Here is a 17182-nt window from a genome sequence, read left to right as displayed (position 1 = left end):
GTGCTCGGCTGCTACTCCTTCCCGCGCACGTGGGGTGCGGCATCCGGAGGTCCCGCTCGGGATCACGCTTCCGACGCTGCACGAGGCGCTCGCCGCGGAGTTCCCGGATGCCGAGATCACCTTCGCCGCCGGGACGACGATCGACGGCGGCGAGACCGAGGGGATCGCCGAGGCGGTGGCCGCCGCATCCGCCGCCGACGTCGTCGTGCTCGCCCTCGGCGATCGGGCCGGACTCTTCGGGCGGGGCACGAGCGGCGAGGGCTGCGATGCGGGCGACCTCTCCCTGCCCGGTGCGCAGGGTGCGCTCCTGGACGCCGTGCTCGACTCCGGCGTCCCCACGATCGTGACCCTGCTGGCCGGGCGCCCCTACGCGCTGGGCCGGGCCCCGGAGCGGGCGGCGGCGATCGTGCAGTCGTTCTTCGCCGGCGAGGAGGGCACGGGCGCGATCGCGGGCGTGCTCAGCGGGCGCGTGAACCCGAGCGGTCGGATGCCGGTGAGCATCCCGCGCAGCCCCGTGACGCATCCCTCGACGTACCTCGCTCCCCGCTGGCGCGGCGGACGGAGGTGTCGAACATCGATCCGACGGCGCAGTACCCCTTCGGCCACGGGCTCGGCTACGCGCCGTTCGCCTGGTCCGCGACGACCGTCTCGGCGACGCGGATCGGCACGGACGGCGCGGTGACGCTCTCTGTGCGGATCGAGAACGCGGGCGACCGCTCCGGCGTGGAGGTCGTGCAGCTGTATCTGCACGACCCGGTCGCGTCGGTCGTGCTGCCCGTGCAGCGGCTCATCGCCTGGGCCCGGGTCGAGCTCGACGCCGGCGAGGGGGCGACGGTCTCCTTCGAGATGCCGACGGACCTGGCCTCGTTCACGGGGAGGGACGGCCGTCGCATCGTGGAGCCGGGTGAGATCGTGCTGTCGGTCGGGCGCTCCAGCGGCGATCTCGTGTCGTCGTGCAGCGCGCGGCTCGAGGGCGAGACGCGGGTGGTCGACCACACCAGGGCGCTGCACGCGCAGGTGCGCGTGCAGCGCTGAGCGGACTCACTCCCCCGCGGGCGGCGCCGTGCTGCCGCGGACGACGAGGTGGGTGGCCAGGTCCATGCGCAGCGTGTCGGGGGTCTTCCCCTCGGCCATGCGCAGCACGAGCCGGGTCGCCTCCTCGCCCATGCGTCGCAGGGGCTGGTGCACCGTGGTCAGCTGCGGGCTCATCCAGCGCGCGAGCGCGATGTCGTCGTAGCCGACGACCGAGAGGTCTTCGGGGACGCGCAGGCCGCGGGCGGTCGCGGCGGCGATGACTCCGAGCGCCTGCAGGTCGCTGCCCGCGAAGATCGCGGTGGGCGGCTCGGGCAGGGCGAGCAGCGCGCGCGCATGCGCCTCGCCGCCGGTGGGATGGAAGTCCCCGTAGCGGATCCAGCCGGGGTCGACCGGGAGCCCGGCGGCGCTCATCGCGGAGCGGTAGCCGTCGATGCGGGCCAGCGAGCACATCATGTCGTCGGGGCCGGAGATCGCCGCGATCCACCGGTGACCGAGCTCGATGAGATGGCGGGTCGCCACGAGTCCGCCCGACCAGTTGGCCGAGCCGACCGAGGGGACATCGGGCTGCGGGTCGCCGGCGGGGTCGACGATGACGAAGGGCACCCCCGGGAGGCGAGCTTCTCACGCTGCGGGCCCGTGACCTCGGAGAAGACCAGCACGACGCCGGCGGGGCGACGCCGCAGCGCCTGGTCGATCCACTGCGGCTCGGGCGCATGCCGGTCGCCGCTGACGGTCAGGACGACGGAGAGACCGGCGGCGTGGGCGACCTCTTCGACGCCCTCGATGACCTCCATCGACCAGCTGCTCTCCAGCTCGTGGAAGACGAGTTCGATGAACTCGCTGCGCGGGCGGCGTTACGGCGCTTGTAGCCGTGCTCGTTCAGCAGCGCCTCCAGGCGTGCCCGGGTGGTGGGGGAGACATCCGAGCGACCGTTGAGCACCTTCGACATGGTCGCGAGCGACACGCCCCTTCGGCGGCGATGTCGGCGAGCGTGACGCGGGAGGTCTCTGCCATGTTTCGATCCTAAGCTCCGAAAGTATCGAATCGAGGTGGACGTGAGGGTGCGCGTGGTATAGGTTGTTTTTGACAACAATTATAATCCCCTTCCGGGACATCGCCGCAAAGGAGCGTCATGCCCACTCCCACTCCCGCCGACAAGTTCTCCTTCGGTCTGTGGACCATCGGCTATAACGGCAACGACCCCTTCGGCGGACCCACCCGGCCCGCGCTCGACGTCGTCCACGCCGTCGAGAAGCTCACCGAGCTCGGCGCCTACGGCCTCACCTTCCACGACGACGACCTGTTCGCGTTCGGATCGACGGATGCCGAGCGACAGACGCAGATCGACCGCCTCACCGGCGCCCTCGCGGCCACCGGGCTGCGGGTGCCCATGGTCACCACGAACCTCTTCAGCGCCCCGTCTTCAAGGACGGCGGATTCACCTCCAACGACCGCGGCGTGCGGCGCTACGCCCTGCGCAAGGTGCTGCGCAACCTCGACCTCGCCGCCGAGCTGGGGGCGGAGACCTTCGTGATGTGGGCGGCCGCGAGGGCGCCGAGTACGACACCGCGAAAGACGTGCGCGCCGCACTCGAGCGCTACCGCGAGGCCGTGAACCTCCTCGGCGACTACGTCACCGACAAGGGCTACGGCATCCGCTTCGCCATCGAGCCGAAGCCCAACGAGCCGCGCGGCGACATTCTGCTGCCCACCCTCGGCCACGCGATCGCCTTCATCGAGTCGCTCGAGCGCCCCGAGCTCGTCGGGGTGAACCCCGAGGTCGGCCACGAGCAGATGGCCGGGCTGAACTTCACCGCCGGCATCGCCCAGGCGCTGTACCACGGCAAGCTCTTCCACATCGACCTCAACGGCCAGCGCGGGATCAAGTACGACCAGGATCTCGTCTTCGGGCACGGCGACCTGCACAACGCCTTCTCTCTCGTCGACCTGCTCGAGAACGGCGGCCCCGGCGGCGTGCCGGCCTACGACGGCCCCCGCCACTTCGACTACAAGCCCTCGCGCACCGAGGACGAGAACGGCGTGTGGGAATCGGCTGCGGCCAACATGCGCACCTACCTCCTCCTCAAGGAGCGAGCGGCCGCCTTCCGCGCCGACCCCGAGGTGCAGGAGGCGCTCGCCGCCGCCCGCGTCGCGGAACTGTCGGTGCCGACGCTGGGCGAGGGGAGAGCTACGACGACCTCCTCGCCGACCGCGCCGCCTACGAGGACTTCGATGCCGGAGCCTCCTTCGGCGGCCAGGGCTTCGGCTTCGTGCGTCTGCAGCAGCTGGCCACTGAGCATCTGCTCGGGGCACGCTGACCCGCCCCACAACCGCGCGAGACTACTTCTGACGGCCGAGACAGCGGGTAGCCCCCGTAGTCTCGGCCTCCCGTCGTAGTCTCGCGGATCGGAGGCGGGTGGGAGACGACAGAGAGGATGCCGGAGATGGCACATGTGATGGGCGTCGACTCGTCGACGCAGTCGTGCAAGGTGATCGTGGTCGACACGGCCACCGGCGCGGTCGTGCGCGAGGGGCGTGCCACGCATCCCGAGGGCACCTCGGTCGACCCTGAGGCCTGGTGGTCGGCGCTGCAGGCCGCCATCGACGACGCCGGAGGGCTCGGCGACATCGATGCCTGGGCGATCGGCGGGCAGCAGCACGGCATGGTGGCGCTCGACGCCGAGGGGCGCGTCATCCGCGATGCGCTGCTGTGGAACGACACGCGATCGGCGGATGCCGCATCCGCCCTCGTTTCGGAGTTCGGCGCCGCTGAGCTCGCCCGCCGTACCGGACTCGTTCCGGTGGCCTCGTTCACGATCACCAAGCTCCGCTGGCTGCGCGATCACGAGCCCGAGAACGCCGCCCGCGTCGCTGCGGTCGCCCTCCCGCACGACTGGCTCACCTGGCGACTGCGCGGCTTCGGCCCGGGGTCGCTGCGCGGCCCCGTTCTCGAGGAGCTCGTGACCGATCGATCGGATGCCTCGGGCACCGGTTACTGGAACCCCGCCTTCGGCGACTACGACCGGGAACTGCTCACGGCCGCCCTCGGCCACGATGCGGTGCTGCCGCGCGTGCTCGATCCGGGCGAGGGCGTGACCGATGAGCAGGGCGCCTCGTCGGGCCGGGCGCGGGAGACAATGCCGCTGCCGCCCTCGGGCTCGGCGCCGCCCCGGCGACGTCGTGATCTCCATCGGCACCTCGGGCACGGTCTTCGCCGTCAGCGAGACCGCGGTGCGCGATGCCACCGGAGCCGTCGCCGGCTTCGCCTCCGCCGACGGGCACTTCCTCCCGCTGGTCGCTACGCTCAACGCCGCGCGCGTCCTCGATGCGATCGCCCGGCTGCTCGGCGTCGGCCACGAGGAGCTCTCCCGGCTCGCGCTCGCCGCGGCATCCGGAGCCGAAGGACTGACCCTCGTGCCGTACTTCGAGGGGGAACGGACGCCGAACCTGCCGGATGCGACGGCCTCGCTCACCGGGATGACCCTCGCCTCCACGACACGGGAGAACCTCGCCCGCGCCGCCGTCGAGGGATGCTCGGCGGGCTCGCCGCAGGGCTGGAGGCTCTGCGCGGGAACGGCGTGCCGCTGGAGCGGGCGCTGCTCATCGGCGGCGGTGCGCAGTCGCGGGCCGTGCGCGAGATCGCCCCGCTCGTGCTCGGGATGCCCGTCGAGGTGCCCGAGCCGGGGAGTATGTCGCCCTGGGCGCGGCGCGCCAGGCCGCGGGACTGCTCGCCGGCTGAGTCGGGTGCCGCCCGATCTGCGGACGCGGGCCCGATCTGCGGACGATCCGGGGCAGAACGTCAGCGAATCGGGACAACGTCCGCGAAACGTGACGCGGCTCAGCCCGACAGCGGACGCAGCGTCAGGGTCTGCGAGAGCGAGCCGAGGGGCCCTGCTCGTCGTGCAGGACGGTCTCGGTGAGGCCGGTGCCGTCGGGCCCGAAGGACACGCGGATGTCCAGGCCGACCCAGCCGGGCACCGCGTCGCGCACGAGGCTCGCGCTGAAGTCGACGTTCGGGAAGGCCACCCGCCGCGGATCCACGCGCGGGTCAGGCCGTTGGAGATGTCGATCGCGCCGAGCAGCCGGGCCGTGGGCGAGACGCCCTCGCCGTCCAGCAGTGCGAGACGGGAGCGGATCCAGCACTGCGATCGCCCGGCGCCGAGCGCGAGGCGCCGCACCTCCATCGTGCGGACGAATCCCCCGGCCACTTCTCGTCGAAATCGTCGGCCGGCATCTCCCCCAGGGTCGGCAGAGGGTCGAAGGCGCTCCCCGCGATCGCGGCGGTGTCGATCCGCTGCAGCAGCCAGGCGCGCAGGATCACCGCGGTGCGTCCGTGCTGACTGAGCTCGGCCTCGACGAGCTCGATCGTGCGGCCCGGGCGGATGACGCGCAGGGTGACGTCCACGGGATCGAGCGTCAGCACCCCCAGGATCTCGTAGGCGACCCGCGCCAGGCGCAGATGCCCGTCGCGTCGCTGTGCATGGTCGGCCTCGACCAGATGGGCGAGCAATCCGATCGTCGGTGCGATGTGCTGCTCGGCGGGATTCCAGGCGCCGCCGACGTGCTCGGTCGGCTGGAAGCGGGTCTCGGAGAGGCGGTGGAAATAGCTCGGCGCGGTCACGATTCGATCCTCTCAGAGGGAGTCGCGGCATCCGGTGTACGTAGTTTCCACAATGTCCCCATATGGGGACAAGCGACCCGAAAATGGGTTAGTCTTTTCTTCGACGCCCCCTCCGGTCGTCTTTGGCCCTCATCGCTCCCCCGCGGTGAGGGCCGCTTAATTCCCGGACCGTTCTGCAACATTTGGATTACCTTCGTCATCCGACTGTTGCCCGAGGCGAGCACTCGGCTAGCGTTAGCACCGTCAGCGCATCCTGCGTCGGCATAGCACACAGCAGAACGGCAGTACATGAGTACCCAGGGCACGGTTAAGTGGTTCAACTCGGAGAAGGGCTTCGGCTTCATCTCCCCTGACGACGGTGGTGCCGATGTCTTCGCGCACTACTCCGCCATCCAGTCCAGCGGCTACCGCTCGCTCGACGAGAATCAGCGCGTCGAGTTCGACGTGGCGCAGGGCCCCAAGGGCCTGCAGGCCGAGAACATCCGCCCTCTCTGAGGCGGCGCTGCTTCACACCGACTCCCTCGCCCGGGCGCTGATCGTGCCTGCGGCGGGGAGTCTGTGCGTTGAGCGCTCAGCGCAGCAGCAGCGTGTGCAGCTCCTCGGCGTCGGCCGCGCGGAAGTCCGCCGGCTCGCCCTCGTCGGCGGTGCCGAAGCCCCACGAGGAGAAGATCACCGGGATGCCGTGCTCCGCCGCCCCTCGATGTCGTGGTGCCGGTCGCCGATGAGCACCGGCGCAGACACATCCGCCCCGCGGCCGCGAGCCGCTCGAGCGCCCAGCCGATGACGTCGGCCTTGCCGTCGGCGTTCCCCTCGACACCGGGGCGTGCGCCGGCGATCGCGGTGAAGGAATCGATCAGACCGTAGTGCTCGAGGATCGCGGCGACCTGATTCTCAGGCTTCGTACTCGCCGTCGACTGCGGGATCCCCGCCGCGGCCACGGCCCGGATCACCTCCGGGACGCCCGGGTAGATGTCGACGGATGCCGCATAGCCGTCACGCGCGGCCAGCTCCCGATAGCGGGCGAGCGCTTCCAGCGCCTGGGCCGGGTCCATGCCGGCCAGCACCTGGAACGACTCGAACATGGGCGGTCCGACCCACCGCGCGAGGGTGGCCGGATCCGGGTCGGGGAGGCCGTAGGAGGTGAGGACCTCGCGCAGACGCGGGAAGATGCCGGGTGTGGCGTCCGCGATCGTTCCGTCGACGTCCCAGAGGATGCAGGTGTAGGGGAGTGGAGCACGCTTCCAGCCTAGGCATCGACCGTGGCCGGGCTCGAATCCGCATCGATTCCAAGGTCAGCCATGCGCGAGACGTACTGGGCGCGGGCGCGAGTGACGTGGCCGTGGGCGCCGAGGCGCGAGAGGGCATCGATCAGCCCAAGGTGGGCACGCTGGTCGTACTCATCGATGACGAGGATGCTCTGGTAGGCCTCGGCGCGGGCATAGTGGTCACCGAACTCCACTGATGCTTCGGCGAGTTGATGCGCACAGGCGAAGTAGGCCACATGCACGTCCCGGCGCAGGCGCTCGGCCCATAACGCGGACGCATCCTCAACGAGGGCCTCTCCGTGATAGAGCCCAAGGGCGTGCCGCAGCTGTTCAGCGCGAGCCGGAGCGGGCGAGCGTGACGACATTGCAAGAGCGGCATGCTCGAGAAAGTGCTCGGCATCGACCCAGATCTCATCAGCGCGAAGCGATACCGCCCGTCCGTGGTGAGAACATAGGCGTCAGAGGCGCGCGTGCGATCCGGATCGAGCGCACGACGTACGGCGGCGATCGCAACAGCGAAGCGGTTGGCCACCCGACTAGGTGCTTCGTCCGGCCACAGCAGGTCGATGAGCGTGTCGCGGGGGATGGCGATGCCGCGTCGGCCGACGAGGATCTTCAAGATCTGACGGGCCTTTCGCGACTGCCACGGAGGTGCCTCGCCAGAGATCGGAACGACGCTGAATCCTCCCAGCACCTGAATGCGCGGTGTCGTCTCCGCTGAAGGCGGCGGCCGATGTCGGCGCGATCGCTGGTGCAGTTGAGCCAGCACATGGGCGGCGGCTTCGTCGACGCCATGGAGGTGAAGCGCACGAGCGGTGGAGATGGACTCGGTGGCAAGCTCGAGTGCTTCGTCGGGGGAGGGTCCTGTACTCGCAGGAGCAGTGCGGCGAGTTCGCACTGTGCCTCAGCGAGCCAGGCATGGGCCCCGATGCGGGCACTGATCTCGATCGCCTCACGATAGTGATCAACCGCCGCGGTGGTGTCCCCGAGGAGCTCGGCGGTCAGGGCCAGCGGGCGGGCGACCGTTCCCCAGCAGGTGACACCGAGGCCGATGGTCGTCACGTGGGTGCGATAGGGCAGCAGCGTCCGGCGCGCGTCTTCGGCGATCTTCCGCTCTCCCAGCTCGGTTGCGACGACCGCGAGGATGCACACGCTGGCGAGCCAATTGCGGTCCTTGAGGAGCCCGTCAACGGGCGGTAGCGAGTCGACCAGCGCTCGCGCCGCGCTACGGCGCCCCTGCGCGAGCCACATCCATGCGAGCGTGATCGCCCAGATCGGTTCAGCCGGGTACACCTGTTTGCGATCCAGAAAGTCCTTCTCAAGTTCGGTCACCCGTCCCTGCATCCACCGGATGATGGCCAGCTGACCGACGAGCACTCCATCGGCATCGGGGTCATGCTCCGCGCTGGCGACGGCACGGGCATCGTAGGCCAGCTGCTCGGCACGGTCGGCCTGTCCGTCCAGCGTGGCTCGCATGCAGCGGAACCAGGCTGCGTACCGGCTCACGGACGATCCGGAGTCGCTCGTGCCGAGGGCGTGGTCTAGGTCGGTGATCTTGCCGAGTTCCGCCAAGGAGCTGAGACGGAAGAACTCGGCGGTTGCGGCGAGGTCGTTCAGGCCGCATCGACGCGCGATCACGGTGACCTCCTCGGCGATGCTCCTTCGGCGTTCGACGCTCGCAGAGCTGAGGTCGCTCACGCATTCGGCGATCAGGCCGTAGGCCAGCGAGCGCTCATCATCTGCCAATCGTGCTTCTCGCGCGGCCAGGCGCGCCGGGTCTGCTGCTGCCTCCGGGTCGGTTGCGGCCAGGCACGCGGCGAGTTCGGCGTAGAGCACAGTACGCGTCGCATGATCCGATTCCGAGGTCGCATCCAGTCGTGCCTGGCGGCCTGGATGCGACCTCGGACTCCTTTGCGAGAGAAGTGAAAGCGGAAGACGGGGTCGGCGGACATCGACTCCGACGATACCTCGTAGACATTAAAGAGGACGTTAATCGTGCACACAGAGCCCTCGATACCGTGGACCTGGTCGCGGGAGGTCTGCGACCAGGGCGGAGGGTGTTGTGAAGCTGCGCAGAATGTCGCGAGCTGTCGGTGTCGTGGTGGCGGGGTAGTCGTCGCGATGGGGGTCACGGGGTGCGGCAACCCCATCAAGGACGCCGTTGAGGGTGTGCAGGAGAAACTTATGGAAGGCGCCATCGAGCAGCTGGTCGAGTCGGAGACGGGCGTCGATATCGACGGTCTCTTCTCTGCCGGGGTTCCGGAGGGTTTCCCGGCCTCGGTGCCGCTCCCCGACGGCGAAGTGACGGCGGCGTTCAGCGCCACCGAGGATGATCTCCAGACGTGGATGCTGACCGTTTCGCTCTCGCGGGTCGAAGCGCACGATGACTACCTGACACGTCTCGCACAGGAGGGCTTCGTCGATCAGAGCGAGGGAGACATGGGAGGAGTGCTCAGCGTCTCACTGTATGAGAACGACATATATGCGGTCGGAGTGATGCTTCTCCAGGACGCGTCGGAGCTGGGTATGACGGTCATGGTGCAGGAGCGCGAACAGTGAGCAGGCTCGCGCTTCCCGCCGTCGTGATCGCGGCCGTCGGCGTCGTCGTGCTCGCTGGATGTGCGGCATCGACTGCGCCGGCAGCCGGGGAGTCGTCGGCGGTGCCGTCGGAGGCACCTGCTGGGGCGGCGGGTGAATACGTGCCGAACCACATCATCATGGGCAACGAGGGGTTCGTGTCAGCCCGAGTGAGGACTGCAGCATCGACGATGACGAGACTGTGTCGATTTCGGGTGTGGGAGCGTTGGATGCGGGAGTGACCTTCGGCTTCCGTGCCGCCGGAGGCAGCCGGGTGCTGATGATCCGGCTCGCAGATGGCGTGGAGTGGGTGTCGGCGGAGAAGGTCTCGCTGACGCGCGAGACCGAGACACGAGTGGCGGGCCTGACCGATCTGCGCTCGGAGGCGACGGGGGAGCTGCTGCCTACATCGTTCGCCTTCACTTGCGAGACGTCGTGACCTGGCCGGTGTGCGTCGCTCAGAACAGCCGGGGATGCCCGACTCGATGCCCTTCATCTCCTCGTAGTCGAGCACGAGGCAGCGGATGCCCCGGTCCTCGGCGAGCACGCGCGCCTGCGGCTTGATCTCCTGCGCGGCGAAGACGCCCTGGACGGGGCGAGGTGCGGGTCACGGCCGAGGAGCTCGAGATAGCGGGTGAGCTGCTCGACGCCGTCGATGTCGCCGCGCCGCTTGACCTCGACGGCGATCGCGGCGCCCTCCGCGTCACGCACGAGCAGATCGACCGGGCCGATCGCGGTCGGGAACTCGCGGCGCACGAGGGTCGCGCCGTCGGCGACGAGATCGACCTGCTCGGCGAGCAGGCGCTGCAGATCGGCCTCGACGCCGTCCTTCTGGAGTCCGGGGTCCACGCCCAGCTCATGCGAGGAGTCGTGGACGACCTCGTAGATCTGCACGCGCAGCGCGTCGCCGGTCTTCTGGTGGGTGACGCGCCAGACTTCCACGACGCCGGCGCCGAGCTCGTCCTCCGACGGCGTCTCGGTCTCGAGGCGGCAGGGCGGGCTCATCCAGTTCAGCGGCTTGTAGGAGCCGCCGTCGGAGTGCACGAGAAGACTCCCGTCGCCCTTGTGCACGAGCAGGCGGGTCGCCAGAGGCAGGTGGGCGTGGAGGCGCCCCGTGTAGTCGACGGAGCAGCGGGCGATGACGAGGCGCACGCATCGAGCCTAATCGGATGCCGCGATCACTTCTGCACAGTGAGGCTCCTCACGTGCGTTGTGCACATCTTTCGTTCTCTCGCGACGGCGAGCCGCGCGAGAGTCCATGACGCGGCATACAGTCGTGACAACCCCGGGAATCCGGGGAGAATGGAGGCATGTACGTGTCCGCCGAGATCGTCACGATGATCGCCACCGGGGCGACGATGCTGATCGCGCTCTTCGGTGCGTTCGGCTGGTTCCTCACGCGCATGGATGCGAGATTCGATGCGGTGGACGCACGATTCCACGCCATGAACGTGGCGGTGGACGCGAAATTCGATGCGATGAACGCGAAGATGGACGCCCGGCTCGCGGCATCCGACGCCCGGATCGACTCCCTGGAGGCCAAGATCGACGCCCGCTTCACCCGTGTCGACGCCCGCTTCACCCGTGTCGAGGACGGGCTCACCCGGGTCGAGCACGAGCTCACCGAGGTGAAGGTCGCCGTGGCCCGCCTCGAGGGGCCGCCGCGGCGCCTGCTGCCGGTGCGCTGAGACCTACTTCACGAGCTGGCCGTCCGGGCGTCGCGTGCCCGGGAGGGGCTTGGCGGCGCCGGAGGCGAACCCGGAGGCGACGATGAGCACGACGAGGATGTACAGCGTGTTCAGCAGTCCGATGTGATCGCTGATGAGGCCGAGTATGGGCGGCCCGCCGAGGAAGGCGATGTAGCCGATCGTCGATGCGGCGCTCACGCGCGCGGCGGCCTTGGTCGGGTCGTCGGCGGCGGCGGACATGCCCAGCGGGAACCCGAGCGAGGCGCCGATGCCCCAGAGTGCGGCTCCCAGGAACACCAACGGCATGCTCGGTGCGAGGATGAACAGCAGGATGCCCCCGGCCGCCGCGACCGACAGCAGCCGCAGCACGGCCACACGGCCGAAGCGGTCCACGAGCGGCCCGCCGATGATGCGCACGAGCGTCATGCACACCGAGAAGACCGTGAGCGCCGCGGCGCCCAGCGCCGGCCCGCCGCCGTGGTCCTCGCTGACGCCCAGGGCGAGCCAATCGTTCGCGCCGCCCTCGGCGAAGGCCATGCCGAGCATGATGACGCCCAGTGCATAGGTGCGCGGCTCCCGCCATGCCGCCAGGGCGTCCCGCATCTTCTCGCGCCAGGCGCGCGCCTTCCCGCCCTCCGCGGGATCGAGCACCTCTTCGCGGTCGGGCACGTTCGCGATGCTGAGGAGGGCGATCGCCCAGATCGCGGCGGCGATCACGAAGGCGTGGATGCCGACGGTGACCTGCATGCCGGCGGCGAGCCAACCGATCCCGGCGCCGATGACGGTGCCGAAGCTGAAGAAGGCGTGGAAAAGGGGAGGATCGTCCGGCCGGCGTGCTGCTCGATCGCGGTGGCCTCGACGTTCATCATGACGTCGACGCATCCGTTCCCGTAGCCGAACAGCACGAGTCCGAGGACGACGAGCGGGTAGGAGGCGAGCACCGTCGTGCCCAGGCCGATGAGTGCCACGCCGAGCCCGAAGAGGAGCATCATCACGAGCATGCCGCGTCGCGCGCCCAGGCGGGCCATGACCGCGGGGCTCGTGGAGATGCCGGTGATCGAGGCGATGCCCATCCCCAGAAGGAGCATCCCCACCTCGGAGTTCTCGACGCCGAGGCTGAGCTTGATGTCGGGGAGCCGCGACGCCCAGGTGGCGATCGAGAGACCACTGGTGAGGAAGATCGCGAAGATCGCCGTACGCCAGCGCACGTACTGGGAGCGGGTGAGGGAGGATTCACGCGACCATGTTATCGAATCGATTCGATCCGCGAAACGGCGCCGCGCTATCCTCGGAGAATGGCTGCGACGGAACCCCCGCCCCGCGTCGTCCGACGATCTCCGACGTCGCCCGCGCGGCCGGCGTCTCGCCGTCGACGGCGTCGGTCGTCTTCAGCGGCAAGGCGAAGGTGTCGGATGCCACGCGCGACCGTGTCCTGGCTGCGGCATCCGATCTCGGCTACGCCGGACCCGACCCGCTCGCTGCCTCCCTGCGCACCGGCCGCAGCGGCATCGTCGCCGTCGTGCTCGAGGGCGCCCTGCGGCGCACCTTCCTTGATCCGGTGACGATCGCGACCATGGACGGGCTCACCGACGGTCTCGCCTCGGCGGGCGCCGACGTGCTGCTGCTGCGCGACGAACCGCACAAGCCCGGCGGTGCGGCGCTGACCACCGCGCCCATCGACGCGGCGGTCCTCCTCGGCTGCAGCACCGCGACCCGGGAATCCCTCGACATCGTCCGCGCCCGCCGGCTCCCGCTCGTCGTCATCGAGGGCGACGCCGGCGACGCCGTCCCGCAGATCACCCTCGACAATGCCGAGGCCGCCGCCGGCATCGCCCGGCACGTCCGTGAACTTGGGCATCGGGAGGTCGCGGTCGTCACGCTGCCGCTGGACGTCGGTCGCCGGCGCGGACCGGTCTCACCCGAACGTCTCGCCCGGGCCACCGTCGCTCCGGCGATCCAGCGGCTCGCCGGCATCCGGGGCGTCTTCCCCGAAGCCCGCGTGCTCTCGGCTGCGGCGAGCTCGATCGACGAGGGCGTGATCGCCGCCGGGACGCTGCTGGATGCCGATCCGCGCCCGACCGCGATCCTGGCGCAGAGCGACATGCTCGCCGCCGGCGTCATCCGTGCCGCGGAGGATCGCGGTCTGCGCGTGCCGGAAGACCTCAGCGTCACGGGGTTCGACGGCGTGCGCGTCGACGGGCTGGGGGCGCATATGCTCACCACGAGCGTGCAGCCGGCGACCGAGAAGGGGCGCGCCGCCGGGGCGCAGATCGCCGCCATGCTCGCGGGTCAGGCGGGCGAGTCGGTGCACTTCACCTGCCGCTTCCGGGCCGGTTCCACGACCGCTCCGGCACCGCGCTGACGTCCGCGCTGAGCGCAATCGGGGGAAACCGGACACGGAAGGTTCCGGCGTCCCCGTAAAATAGATCCGAACACAGCCCGCCAGCGCCATCCGGCCGACGAGCATTGAGGAGCCTTCCATGCTGACGCTCCTCGCTGTGTTCCTGCTCGGATCCCTTCTTCTTCCGCTGCTGGTGCGCGTGTGGGGGCCAGGGCCTTCGCCGTCGCGGCGCTCATCCCCGGTGCGGCCTTCGTCCACGCCGCCGTCATGACGCCCGCCGTCATCGCCGGCGAGGAGGTCTTCGAGACGATCGCATGGATCCCGCAGCTGGGTCTGAACCTGTCCATGAACATGGACGTGCTCGGCTGGGTCATGACCCTCATCGTCACCGGCGTCGGCGCGCTCGTGCTGCTGTACTGCCGCTGGTACTTCCACGACGACGCCACCAGCCTCGGGCAGTTCGCCGGGGTCCTCCTCGGCTTCGCCGGTGCGATGTACGGGCTCGTGCTCACCGACGACCTGATCATGCTCGTGATGTTCTGGGAAGTCACCAGCATCCTGTCCTACCTCCTGATCGGTCACTACAGCCACCGCGCACCCAGCCGTCGTGCCGCGCTGCAGGCCCTTCTGGTGACGACCCTCGGCGGGCTGCTGCTGTTCGTCGGCGCCGTCCTCCTCGTCGTCGACACCGGCACGGGCAGCATCTCCGAGATCCTGGCGCTGCACCCGACCGGGCCGATCGTCGACGCCGCGCTCGTGCTGCTGCTGATCGGCGCGCTCAGCAAGTCGGCCATCTTCCCCTTCCACTTCTGGCTGCCGGGAGCCATGGCCGCGCCCACGCCGGTGAGCGCGTATCTGCATGCCGCGGCGATGGTCAAGGCCGGTATCTACCTCATCGCGCGCCTGGCCCCGGTCTTCGCGATGTCGGGTCCGTGGCGCCCGATCCTCATCACGCTCGGCCTCGTCACGATGCTCATCGCCGGCTTCCAGGCGCTGCGCGAGACCGACCTCAAGCGCATCCTCGCCTTCGGCACCGTCAGCCAACTCGGCTTCTTCACCGTCGTGCTCGGATACGGGACGCCGGATGCCGCGCTCGCGGGCCTTGCCCTCGTGATCAGCCACGCGCTGTTCAAGTCGGCGCTGTTCCTCGTGGTCGGCATCATCGACCGTCAGCTGTCCACGCGTGACATCCGGGAGCTCTCCGGCATCGGCCGCCAGGCGCCGGTCATGGCCGTGACCTCGACCATCGCGGTCGCCTCGATGATGGGCATCGCCCCCACGATCGGCTTCGTCGCCAAGGAGTCGACGCTGACCGCACTGCTGGACGACGCGCTCGCCGGATCCCTGTGGGGCATGGTCGCGATCATCGGCGTCGTGCTGGGGTCCGTGCTCACGGCCGCCTACGGCATCCGGTTCCTCTGGGGCGCCTTCGCGCGCAAGCGCACTCCCGAGGGTGCGACGCTGGCGGACCGCCACTGGCCTGATCCGCCGGTCGGCTTCCTCGCCGCGCCCATCGTGCTGGCCGGTGCCACGCTGGCGACCGGGATCGGCGCGGCCGCCGTCGACCTCGCTCTGCAGGGCTATGCGGTCACGGCCGAGGCCACCCGCCCGACGGTACCCTCCCCGACCCGGCCACCTCGCGCTCTGGCACGGATTCGAACCGGCGCTGGGCCTGTCGATCCTCTCGGTCCTCCTCGGTCTCGGCCTCTTCCTGCTGACGGTGCGCACGGGCTGGGACCGCCGCCCGCGCATCCTGCGCTTCACCGCCGCCGACGTCTACTTCGCAGTCATGCGCGGGGTCGACCGCCTGTCGGTGTTCACCACGACCCTCACCCAGCGCGGTTCGCTGCCGGTCTACGTCGGCACGATCTTCATCGTCGTGGTCGCCGCCGAGATCACGGCGCTGCTGGCGACCGATGTCGAGCGCCTCAACCTGTCCCTCTGGCACAACCAGACGCAGCTCGTCGCGGCGCCGATCATGATCGTCGCGGGCATCTTCGCGGTCATGGCGCGCAAGCGCTACACGGGGGTCGTGCTCGTCTCGGTGACGGGCCTGGGCATGGTCGCGCTCTTCGCGACGAGCGGGGCGCCCGATCTCGCGCTGACCCAGGTGCTCGTGGAGACGGTGACCCTCGTCGCCTTCGCGCTCGTGCTGCGGCGGCTCCCGGCACGCCTGGGCGAGCACAACGCCTCGGTGAGCCGGATCCCGCGGGCGATCCTCGGCGGGTCGTGGGCGTGACCATGGCGCTCGTCGCGATCGTGGCCACCCAGGCACGTATCCACGAGCCGATCTCGGTCGCCTTCCCGACCTGGCGTACGACATCGGCCACGGGATGAACATCGTCAACGTGACCCTCGTCGACATCCGCGGCTGGGACACCATGGGCGAACTCGCGGTGCTCGTCCTCGCGGCCACCGGCGTCGCCTCGCTCGTGTTCATCAGCCACCGCACCGACTACCTCTCCGCGGCCCGCAACCTGCCCAAGGCGACCCGCCGGGGCCTGCGCCGACCGCTCGTCGAGACGACCGAGGGCGTGCGCTTCCAGACCGCCGAGAACCGGTCCAGCCCGCGGGCCTGGCTCGTGGGCGGTCAGCGGATGAGCGCGGAGTCGCGCTCGATCCTGCTCGAGGTCATCGTCCGCATCCTCTTCCACACGATCATCGTCGTGTCGATCTTCCTGCTCTTCGCCGGCCACAACGCCCCGGCGGCGGCTTCGCCGGCGGCCTCGTGGCGGGCATGGCGCTGGTCATGCGCTACGTCGCCGGCGGCCGATGGGAGCTGGGTGCCGCAGCACCGACGGATGCCGGGCGCCTCCTGGGCGCCGGCATGCTCCTTGCCGCGGGCGCCGCCGTCGTGCCGCTGTTCTTCGGTCAGGCGCCGCTGCAGAGCACCTTCTGGGAGTGGGACGTTCCGGTCCTCGGGCACATCGAGTTCGTCACCTCGACGGTCTTCGACGTCGGCGTCTACCTCGTCGTCATCGGGCTCGTGCTCGACGTGCTGCGCAGCCTCGGCGCGGAGGTCGACCGGCAGACGCAGGAGATGCGCGCGCGGGGGTGAGCATCTGATGGATGTCTCGCTGGTCCTGATCATCATCATGGCGGTCCTGTTCGCCTGCGGCGTCTACGCGATGCTCGAGCGCAGCCTCACACGCGTCCTCTTCGGCTTCCTCCTGCTGGGCAATGCCGCGAACCTGCTGCTGCTGATCGTCATGGGCGTGCCCGGGCGCGCTCCGTTCTACGGGGAAGAGGAGGCCATCACCGATCCGCTCCCGCAGGCGCTCACGCTCACCGCGATCGTCATCACCTTCGCGATCACCGCGTTCCTGCTCGCGCTCATCTACCGCTCGTGGCAGCTCGGTCACGCCGACACCGTCGAGGACGACGAGGAGGACATCGCCCTGCGCGAGCGCACCGACGAAGAAGAAGACCTCATGGACGACGAGGGCGACGAGGAGGACGAAGACGCCACGACCGACTTCATCGACGTCAACACGGCGCCCATCACCGTCCTGCACATGCGCGACCACCCCGCCATCCACGACGATGCGCCGGTGAACACGCCCCTCGTCGCCGGGTCGGATGCCGCGGCATCCCCGCGCATCACCGGTGAGACCGATGGCGACGAAGGACCGTCGAGCGACGGGGGTGGCCGATGA

18 protein-coding genes and 7 pseudogenes are annotated in these 17182 nt (G+C 69.8%); 14 read left to right on the top strand and 11 right to left on the bottom strand.

Features of this window, described 5'->3' with window-relative positions:
* The first annotated feature begins 34 nt into the window (after positions 1 to 34).
* Entirely contained in the window at positions 35 to 682 is a 648-nt protein-coding gene (locus tag KAE78_RS05525; protein ID WP_223172092.1) for a glycoside hydrolase family 3 protein, read from the top strand.
* Positions 679 to 1035: a fibronectin type III-like domain-contianing protein gene (locus KAE78_RS05520; protein ID WP_223172091.1), complete on the top strand. Its 357-nt coding sequence runs from the start codon at positions 679 to 681 to the stop codon at positions 1033 to 1035. The genes KAE78_RS05525 and KAE78_RS05520 overlap by 4 nt, the downstream gene beginning before the upstream one ends.
* A gap of 6 nt (positions 1036 to 1041) precedes the next feature.
* Here the strand turns inward: KAE78_RS05520 and KAE78_RS05515 are convergent, their stop codons facing one another.
* Positions 1042 to 1638 carry a substrate-binding domain-containing protein gene (locus tag KAE78_RS05515; RefSeq protein WP_223172090.1) on the bottom strand — a complete coding sequence of 199 codons (597 nt, stop codon included), beginning with the start codon at positions 1636 to 1638 and terminating at the stop codon, positions 1042 to 1044.
* 130 nt (positions 1639 to 1768) lie between these two features.
* Positions 1769 to 1999, bottom strand: coding sequence for a LacI family DNA-binding transcriptional regulator (locus tag KAE78_RS05510; RefSeq protein WP_223172089.1), 231 nt, complete (start codon positions 1997 to 1999; stop codon positions 1769 to 1771).
* A gap of 168 nt (positions 2000 to 2167) precedes the next feature.
* On the opposite strand from KAE78_RS05510, the pseudogene xylA reads away from it, so the two are divergent.
* Together xylA and xylB are read left to right on the top strand one after the other, a co-directional pair.
* Positions 2168 to 3352: pseudogene (gene xylA / locus KAE78_RS05505) on the top strand (xylose isomerase).
* A gap of 126 nt (positions 3353 to 3478) precedes the next feature.
* Positions 3479 to 4773, top strand: a pseudogene (gene xylB, locus KAE78_RS05500) (xylulokinase).
* A gap of 122 nt (positions 4774 to 4895) precedes the next feature.
* Here xylB and KAE78_RS19460 read toward each other — a convergent pair.
* Both KAE78_RS19460 and KAE78_RS17370 read right to left on the bottom strand, forming a co-directional pair.
* On the bottom strand, positions 4896 to 5177 hold the full coding sequence (locus KAE78_RS19460) for a hypothetical protein (protein ID WP_411155990.1): 282 nt from the start codon (positions 5175 to 5177) through the stop codon (positions 4896 to 4898).
* Complete coding sequence (locus tag KAE78_RS17370) at positions 5083 to 5655, bottom strand: acyl-CoA thioesterase domain-containing protein (RefSeq protein ID WP_411155989.1); 573 nt, start codon at positions 5653 to 5655, stop codon at positions 5083 to 5085. The genes KAE78_RS19460 and KAE78_RS17370 overlap by 95 nt, the downstream gene beginning before the upstream one ends.
* Before the next feature lie 288 nt (positions 5656 to 5943).
* Here KAE78_RS17370 and KAE78_RS05485 point away from each other — a divergent pair, with 288 nt between their 5' ends.
* Positions 5944 to 6150: a cold-shock protein gene (locus tag KAE78_RS05485; RefSeq protein WP_136034351.1), complete on the top strand. Its 207-nt coding sequence runs from the start codon at positions 5944 to 5946 to the stop codon at positions 6148 to 6150.
* Between the two features lie 377 nt (positions 6151 to 6527).
* Here the strand turns inward: KAE78_RS05485 and KAE78_RS05480 are convergent.
* The 4 genes and pseudogenes from KAE78_RS05480 to KAE78_RS05465 all read right to left on the bottom strand — a co-directional run.
* Positions 6528 to 6824, bottom strand: a pseudogene (locus KAE78_RS05480) (phosphatase); the annotation flags it as partial.
* 77 nt (positions 6825 to 6901) lie between these two features.
* On the bottom strand, positions 6902 to 7285 hold the full coding sequence (locus tag KAE78_RS05475) for a bacterial transcriptional activator domain-containing protein (RefSeq protein WP_262927768.1): 384 nt from the start codon (positions 7283 to 7285) through the stop codon (positions 6902 to 6904).
* A 128-nt stretch (positions 7286 to 7413) separates the two neighbouring features.
* Positions 7414 to 7614: pseudogene (locus KAE78_RS19455) on the bottom strand (hypothetical protein); the annotation flags it as partial.
* Positions 7536 to 8666: a hypothetical protein gene (locus tag KAE78_RS05465; RefSeq protein WP_223172088.1), complete on the bottom strand. Its 1131-nt coding sequence runs from the start codon at positions 8664 to 8666 to the stop codon at positions 7536 to 7538. The pseudogene KAE78_RS19455 and the gene KAE78_RS05465, both read right to left, overlap by 79 nt.
* Positions 8667 to 9041: 375 nt before the next feature.
* Here KAE78_RS05465 and KAE78_RS05460 point away from each other — a divergent pair, with 375 nt between their 5' ends.
* Positions 9042 to 9479: a hypothetical protein gene (locus KAE78_RS05460; protein WP_223172087.1), complete on the top strand. Its 438-nt coding sequence runs from the start codon at positions 9042 to 9044 to the stop codon at positions 9477 to 9479.
* Between the two features lie 256 nt (positions 9480 to 9735).
* Entirely contained in the window at positions 9736 to 9936 is a 201-nt protein-coding gene (locus tag KAE78_RS05455; protein WP_223172548.1) for a hypothetical protein, read from the top strand.
* A 39-nt stretch (positions 9937 to 9975) separates the two neighbouring features.
* On the opposite strand, the pseudogene nucS reads toward KAE78_RS05455, so the two are convergent.
* Positions 9976 to 10649, bottom strand: a pseudogene (gene nucS / locus KAE78_RS05450) (endonuclease NucS); the annotation flags it as partial.
* Between the two features lie 158 nt (positions 10650 to 10807).
* Here nucS and KAE78_RS05445 point away from each other — a divergent pair.
* On the top strand, positions 10808 to 11185 hold the full coding sequence (locus KAE78_RS05445; RefSeq protein WP_223172086.1) for a response regulator: 378 nt from the start codon (positions 10808 to 10810) through the stop codon (positions 11183 to 11185).
* Between the two features lie 3 nt (positions 11186 to 11188).
* Here the strand turns inward: KAE78_RS05445 and KAE78_RS18445 are convergent, their stop codons facing one another.
* Positions 11189 to 11932, bottom strand: coding sequence for an MFS transporter (locus KAE78_RS18445; RefSeq protein WP_317451869.1), 744 nt, complete (start codon positions 11930 to 11932; stop codon positions 11189 to 11191).
* Positions 11899 to 12393: a hypothetical protein gene (locus tag KAE78_RS18440; RefSeq protein WP_317451868.1), complete on the bottom strand. Its 495-nt coding sequence runs from the start codon at positions 12391 to 12393 to the stop codon at positions 11899 to 11901. Before KAE78_RS18440 ends, KAE78_RS18445 begins: the two co-directional genes overlap by 34 nt.
* 35 nt (positions 12394 to 12428) lie before the next feature.
* Here KAE78_RS18440 and KAE78_RS05435 point away from each other — a divergent pair, with 35 nt between their 5' ends.
* From KAE78_RS05435 to KAE78_RS05415, 6 genes and pseudogenes are all read left to right on the top strand, one after another.
* Entirely contained in the window at positions 12429 to 13547 is a 1119-nt protein-coding gene (locus KAE78_RS05435) for a LacI family DNA-binding transcriptional regulator (RefSeq protein WP_223172085.1), read from the top strand.
* Positions 13548 to 13793: 246 nt separating this feature from the next.
* Positions 13794 to 14837: pseudogene (locus KAE78_RS05430) on the top strand (proton-conducting transporter membrane subunit); the annotation flags it as partial.
* A gap of 271 nt (positions 14838 to 15108) precedes the next feature.
* Positions 15109 to 15765 (top strand): hydrogenase subunit MbhD domain-containing protein, encoded by a 657-nt coding sequence (locus KAE78_RS18435; RefSeq protein ID WP_317451915.1) that lies wholly within the window; start codon positions 15109 to 15111, stop codon positions 15763 to 15765.
* Positions 15766 to 15859: 94 nt separating this feature from the next.
* A pseudogene (locus KAE78_RS19450) lies at positions 15860 to 15904 on the top strand (hypothetical protein); the annotation flags it as partial.
* Between the two features lie 359 nt (positions 15905 to 16263).
* On the top strand, positions 16264 to 16584 hold the full coding sequence (locus KAE78_RS17360; protein WP_317451914.1) for an MnhB domain-containing protein: 321 nt from the start codon (positions 16264 to 16266) through the stop codon (positions 16582 to 16584).
* A gap of 7 nt (positions 16585 to 16591) precedes the next feature.
* Entirely contained in the window at positions 16592 to 17182 is a 591-nt protein-coding gene (locus KAE78_RS05415) for a Na(+)/H(+) antiporter subunit C (protein WP_223172408.1), read from the top strand.

Source organism: Microbacterium sp. NIBRBAC000506063, assembly GCF_017968845.1.
In the GTDB taxonomy this organism is placed as follows: Bacteria; Actinomycetota; Actinomycetes; order Actinomycetales; family Microbacteriaceae; genus Microbacterium.
Note: the sequence above shows the minus strand (reverse complement) of the source record. Positions and strands in the feature narration are given on the sequence as shown.

What these genes read in the sequence shown, in the direction of transcription:
- KAE78_RS05435 (WP_223172085.1), top strand. Translation starts at nt 12,429, where the DNA reads ATGTTATCGAATCGATTCGATCCGCGAAACGGCGCCGCGCTATCCTCG.
- KAE78_RS18435 (WP_317451915.1), top strand. Translation starts at nt 15,109, where the DNA reads ATGCGGTCACGGCCGAGGCCACCCGCCCGACGGTACCCTCCCCGACCC.
- KAE78_RS05460 (WP_223172087.1), top strand. Translation starts at nt 9,042, where the DNA reads ATGGGGGTCACGGGGTGCGGCAACCCCATCAAGGACGCCGTTGAGGGT.
- KAE78_RS05475 (WP_262927768.1), bottom strand. Translation starts at nt 7,285, where the DNA reads ATGTCGTCACGCTCGCCCGCTCCGGCTCGCGCTGAACAGCTGCGGCAC.
- KAE78_RS05485 (WP_136034351.1), top strand. Translation starts at nt 5,944, where the DNA reads ATGAGTACCCAGGGCACGGTTAAGTGGTTCAACTCGGAGAAGGGCTTC.
- KAE78_RS18445 (WP_317451869.1), bottom strand. Translation starts at nt 11,932, where the DNA reads ATGCAGGTCACCGTCGGCATCCACGCCTTCGTGATCGCCGCCGCGATC.
- KAE78_RS05415 (WP_223172408.1), top strand. Translation starts at nt 16,592, where the DNA reads ATGGATGTCTCGCTGGTCCTGATCATCATCATGGCGGTCCTGTTCGCC.
- KAE78_RS17360 (WP_317451914.1), top strand. Translation starts at nt 16,264, where the DNA reads ATGGCGCTGGTCATGCGCTACGTCGCCGGCGGCCGATGGGAGCTGGGT.
- KAE78_RS05445 (WP_223172086.1), top strand. Translation starts at nt 10,808, where the DNA reads ATGTACGTGTCCGCCGAGATCGTCACGATGATCGCCACCGGGGCGACG.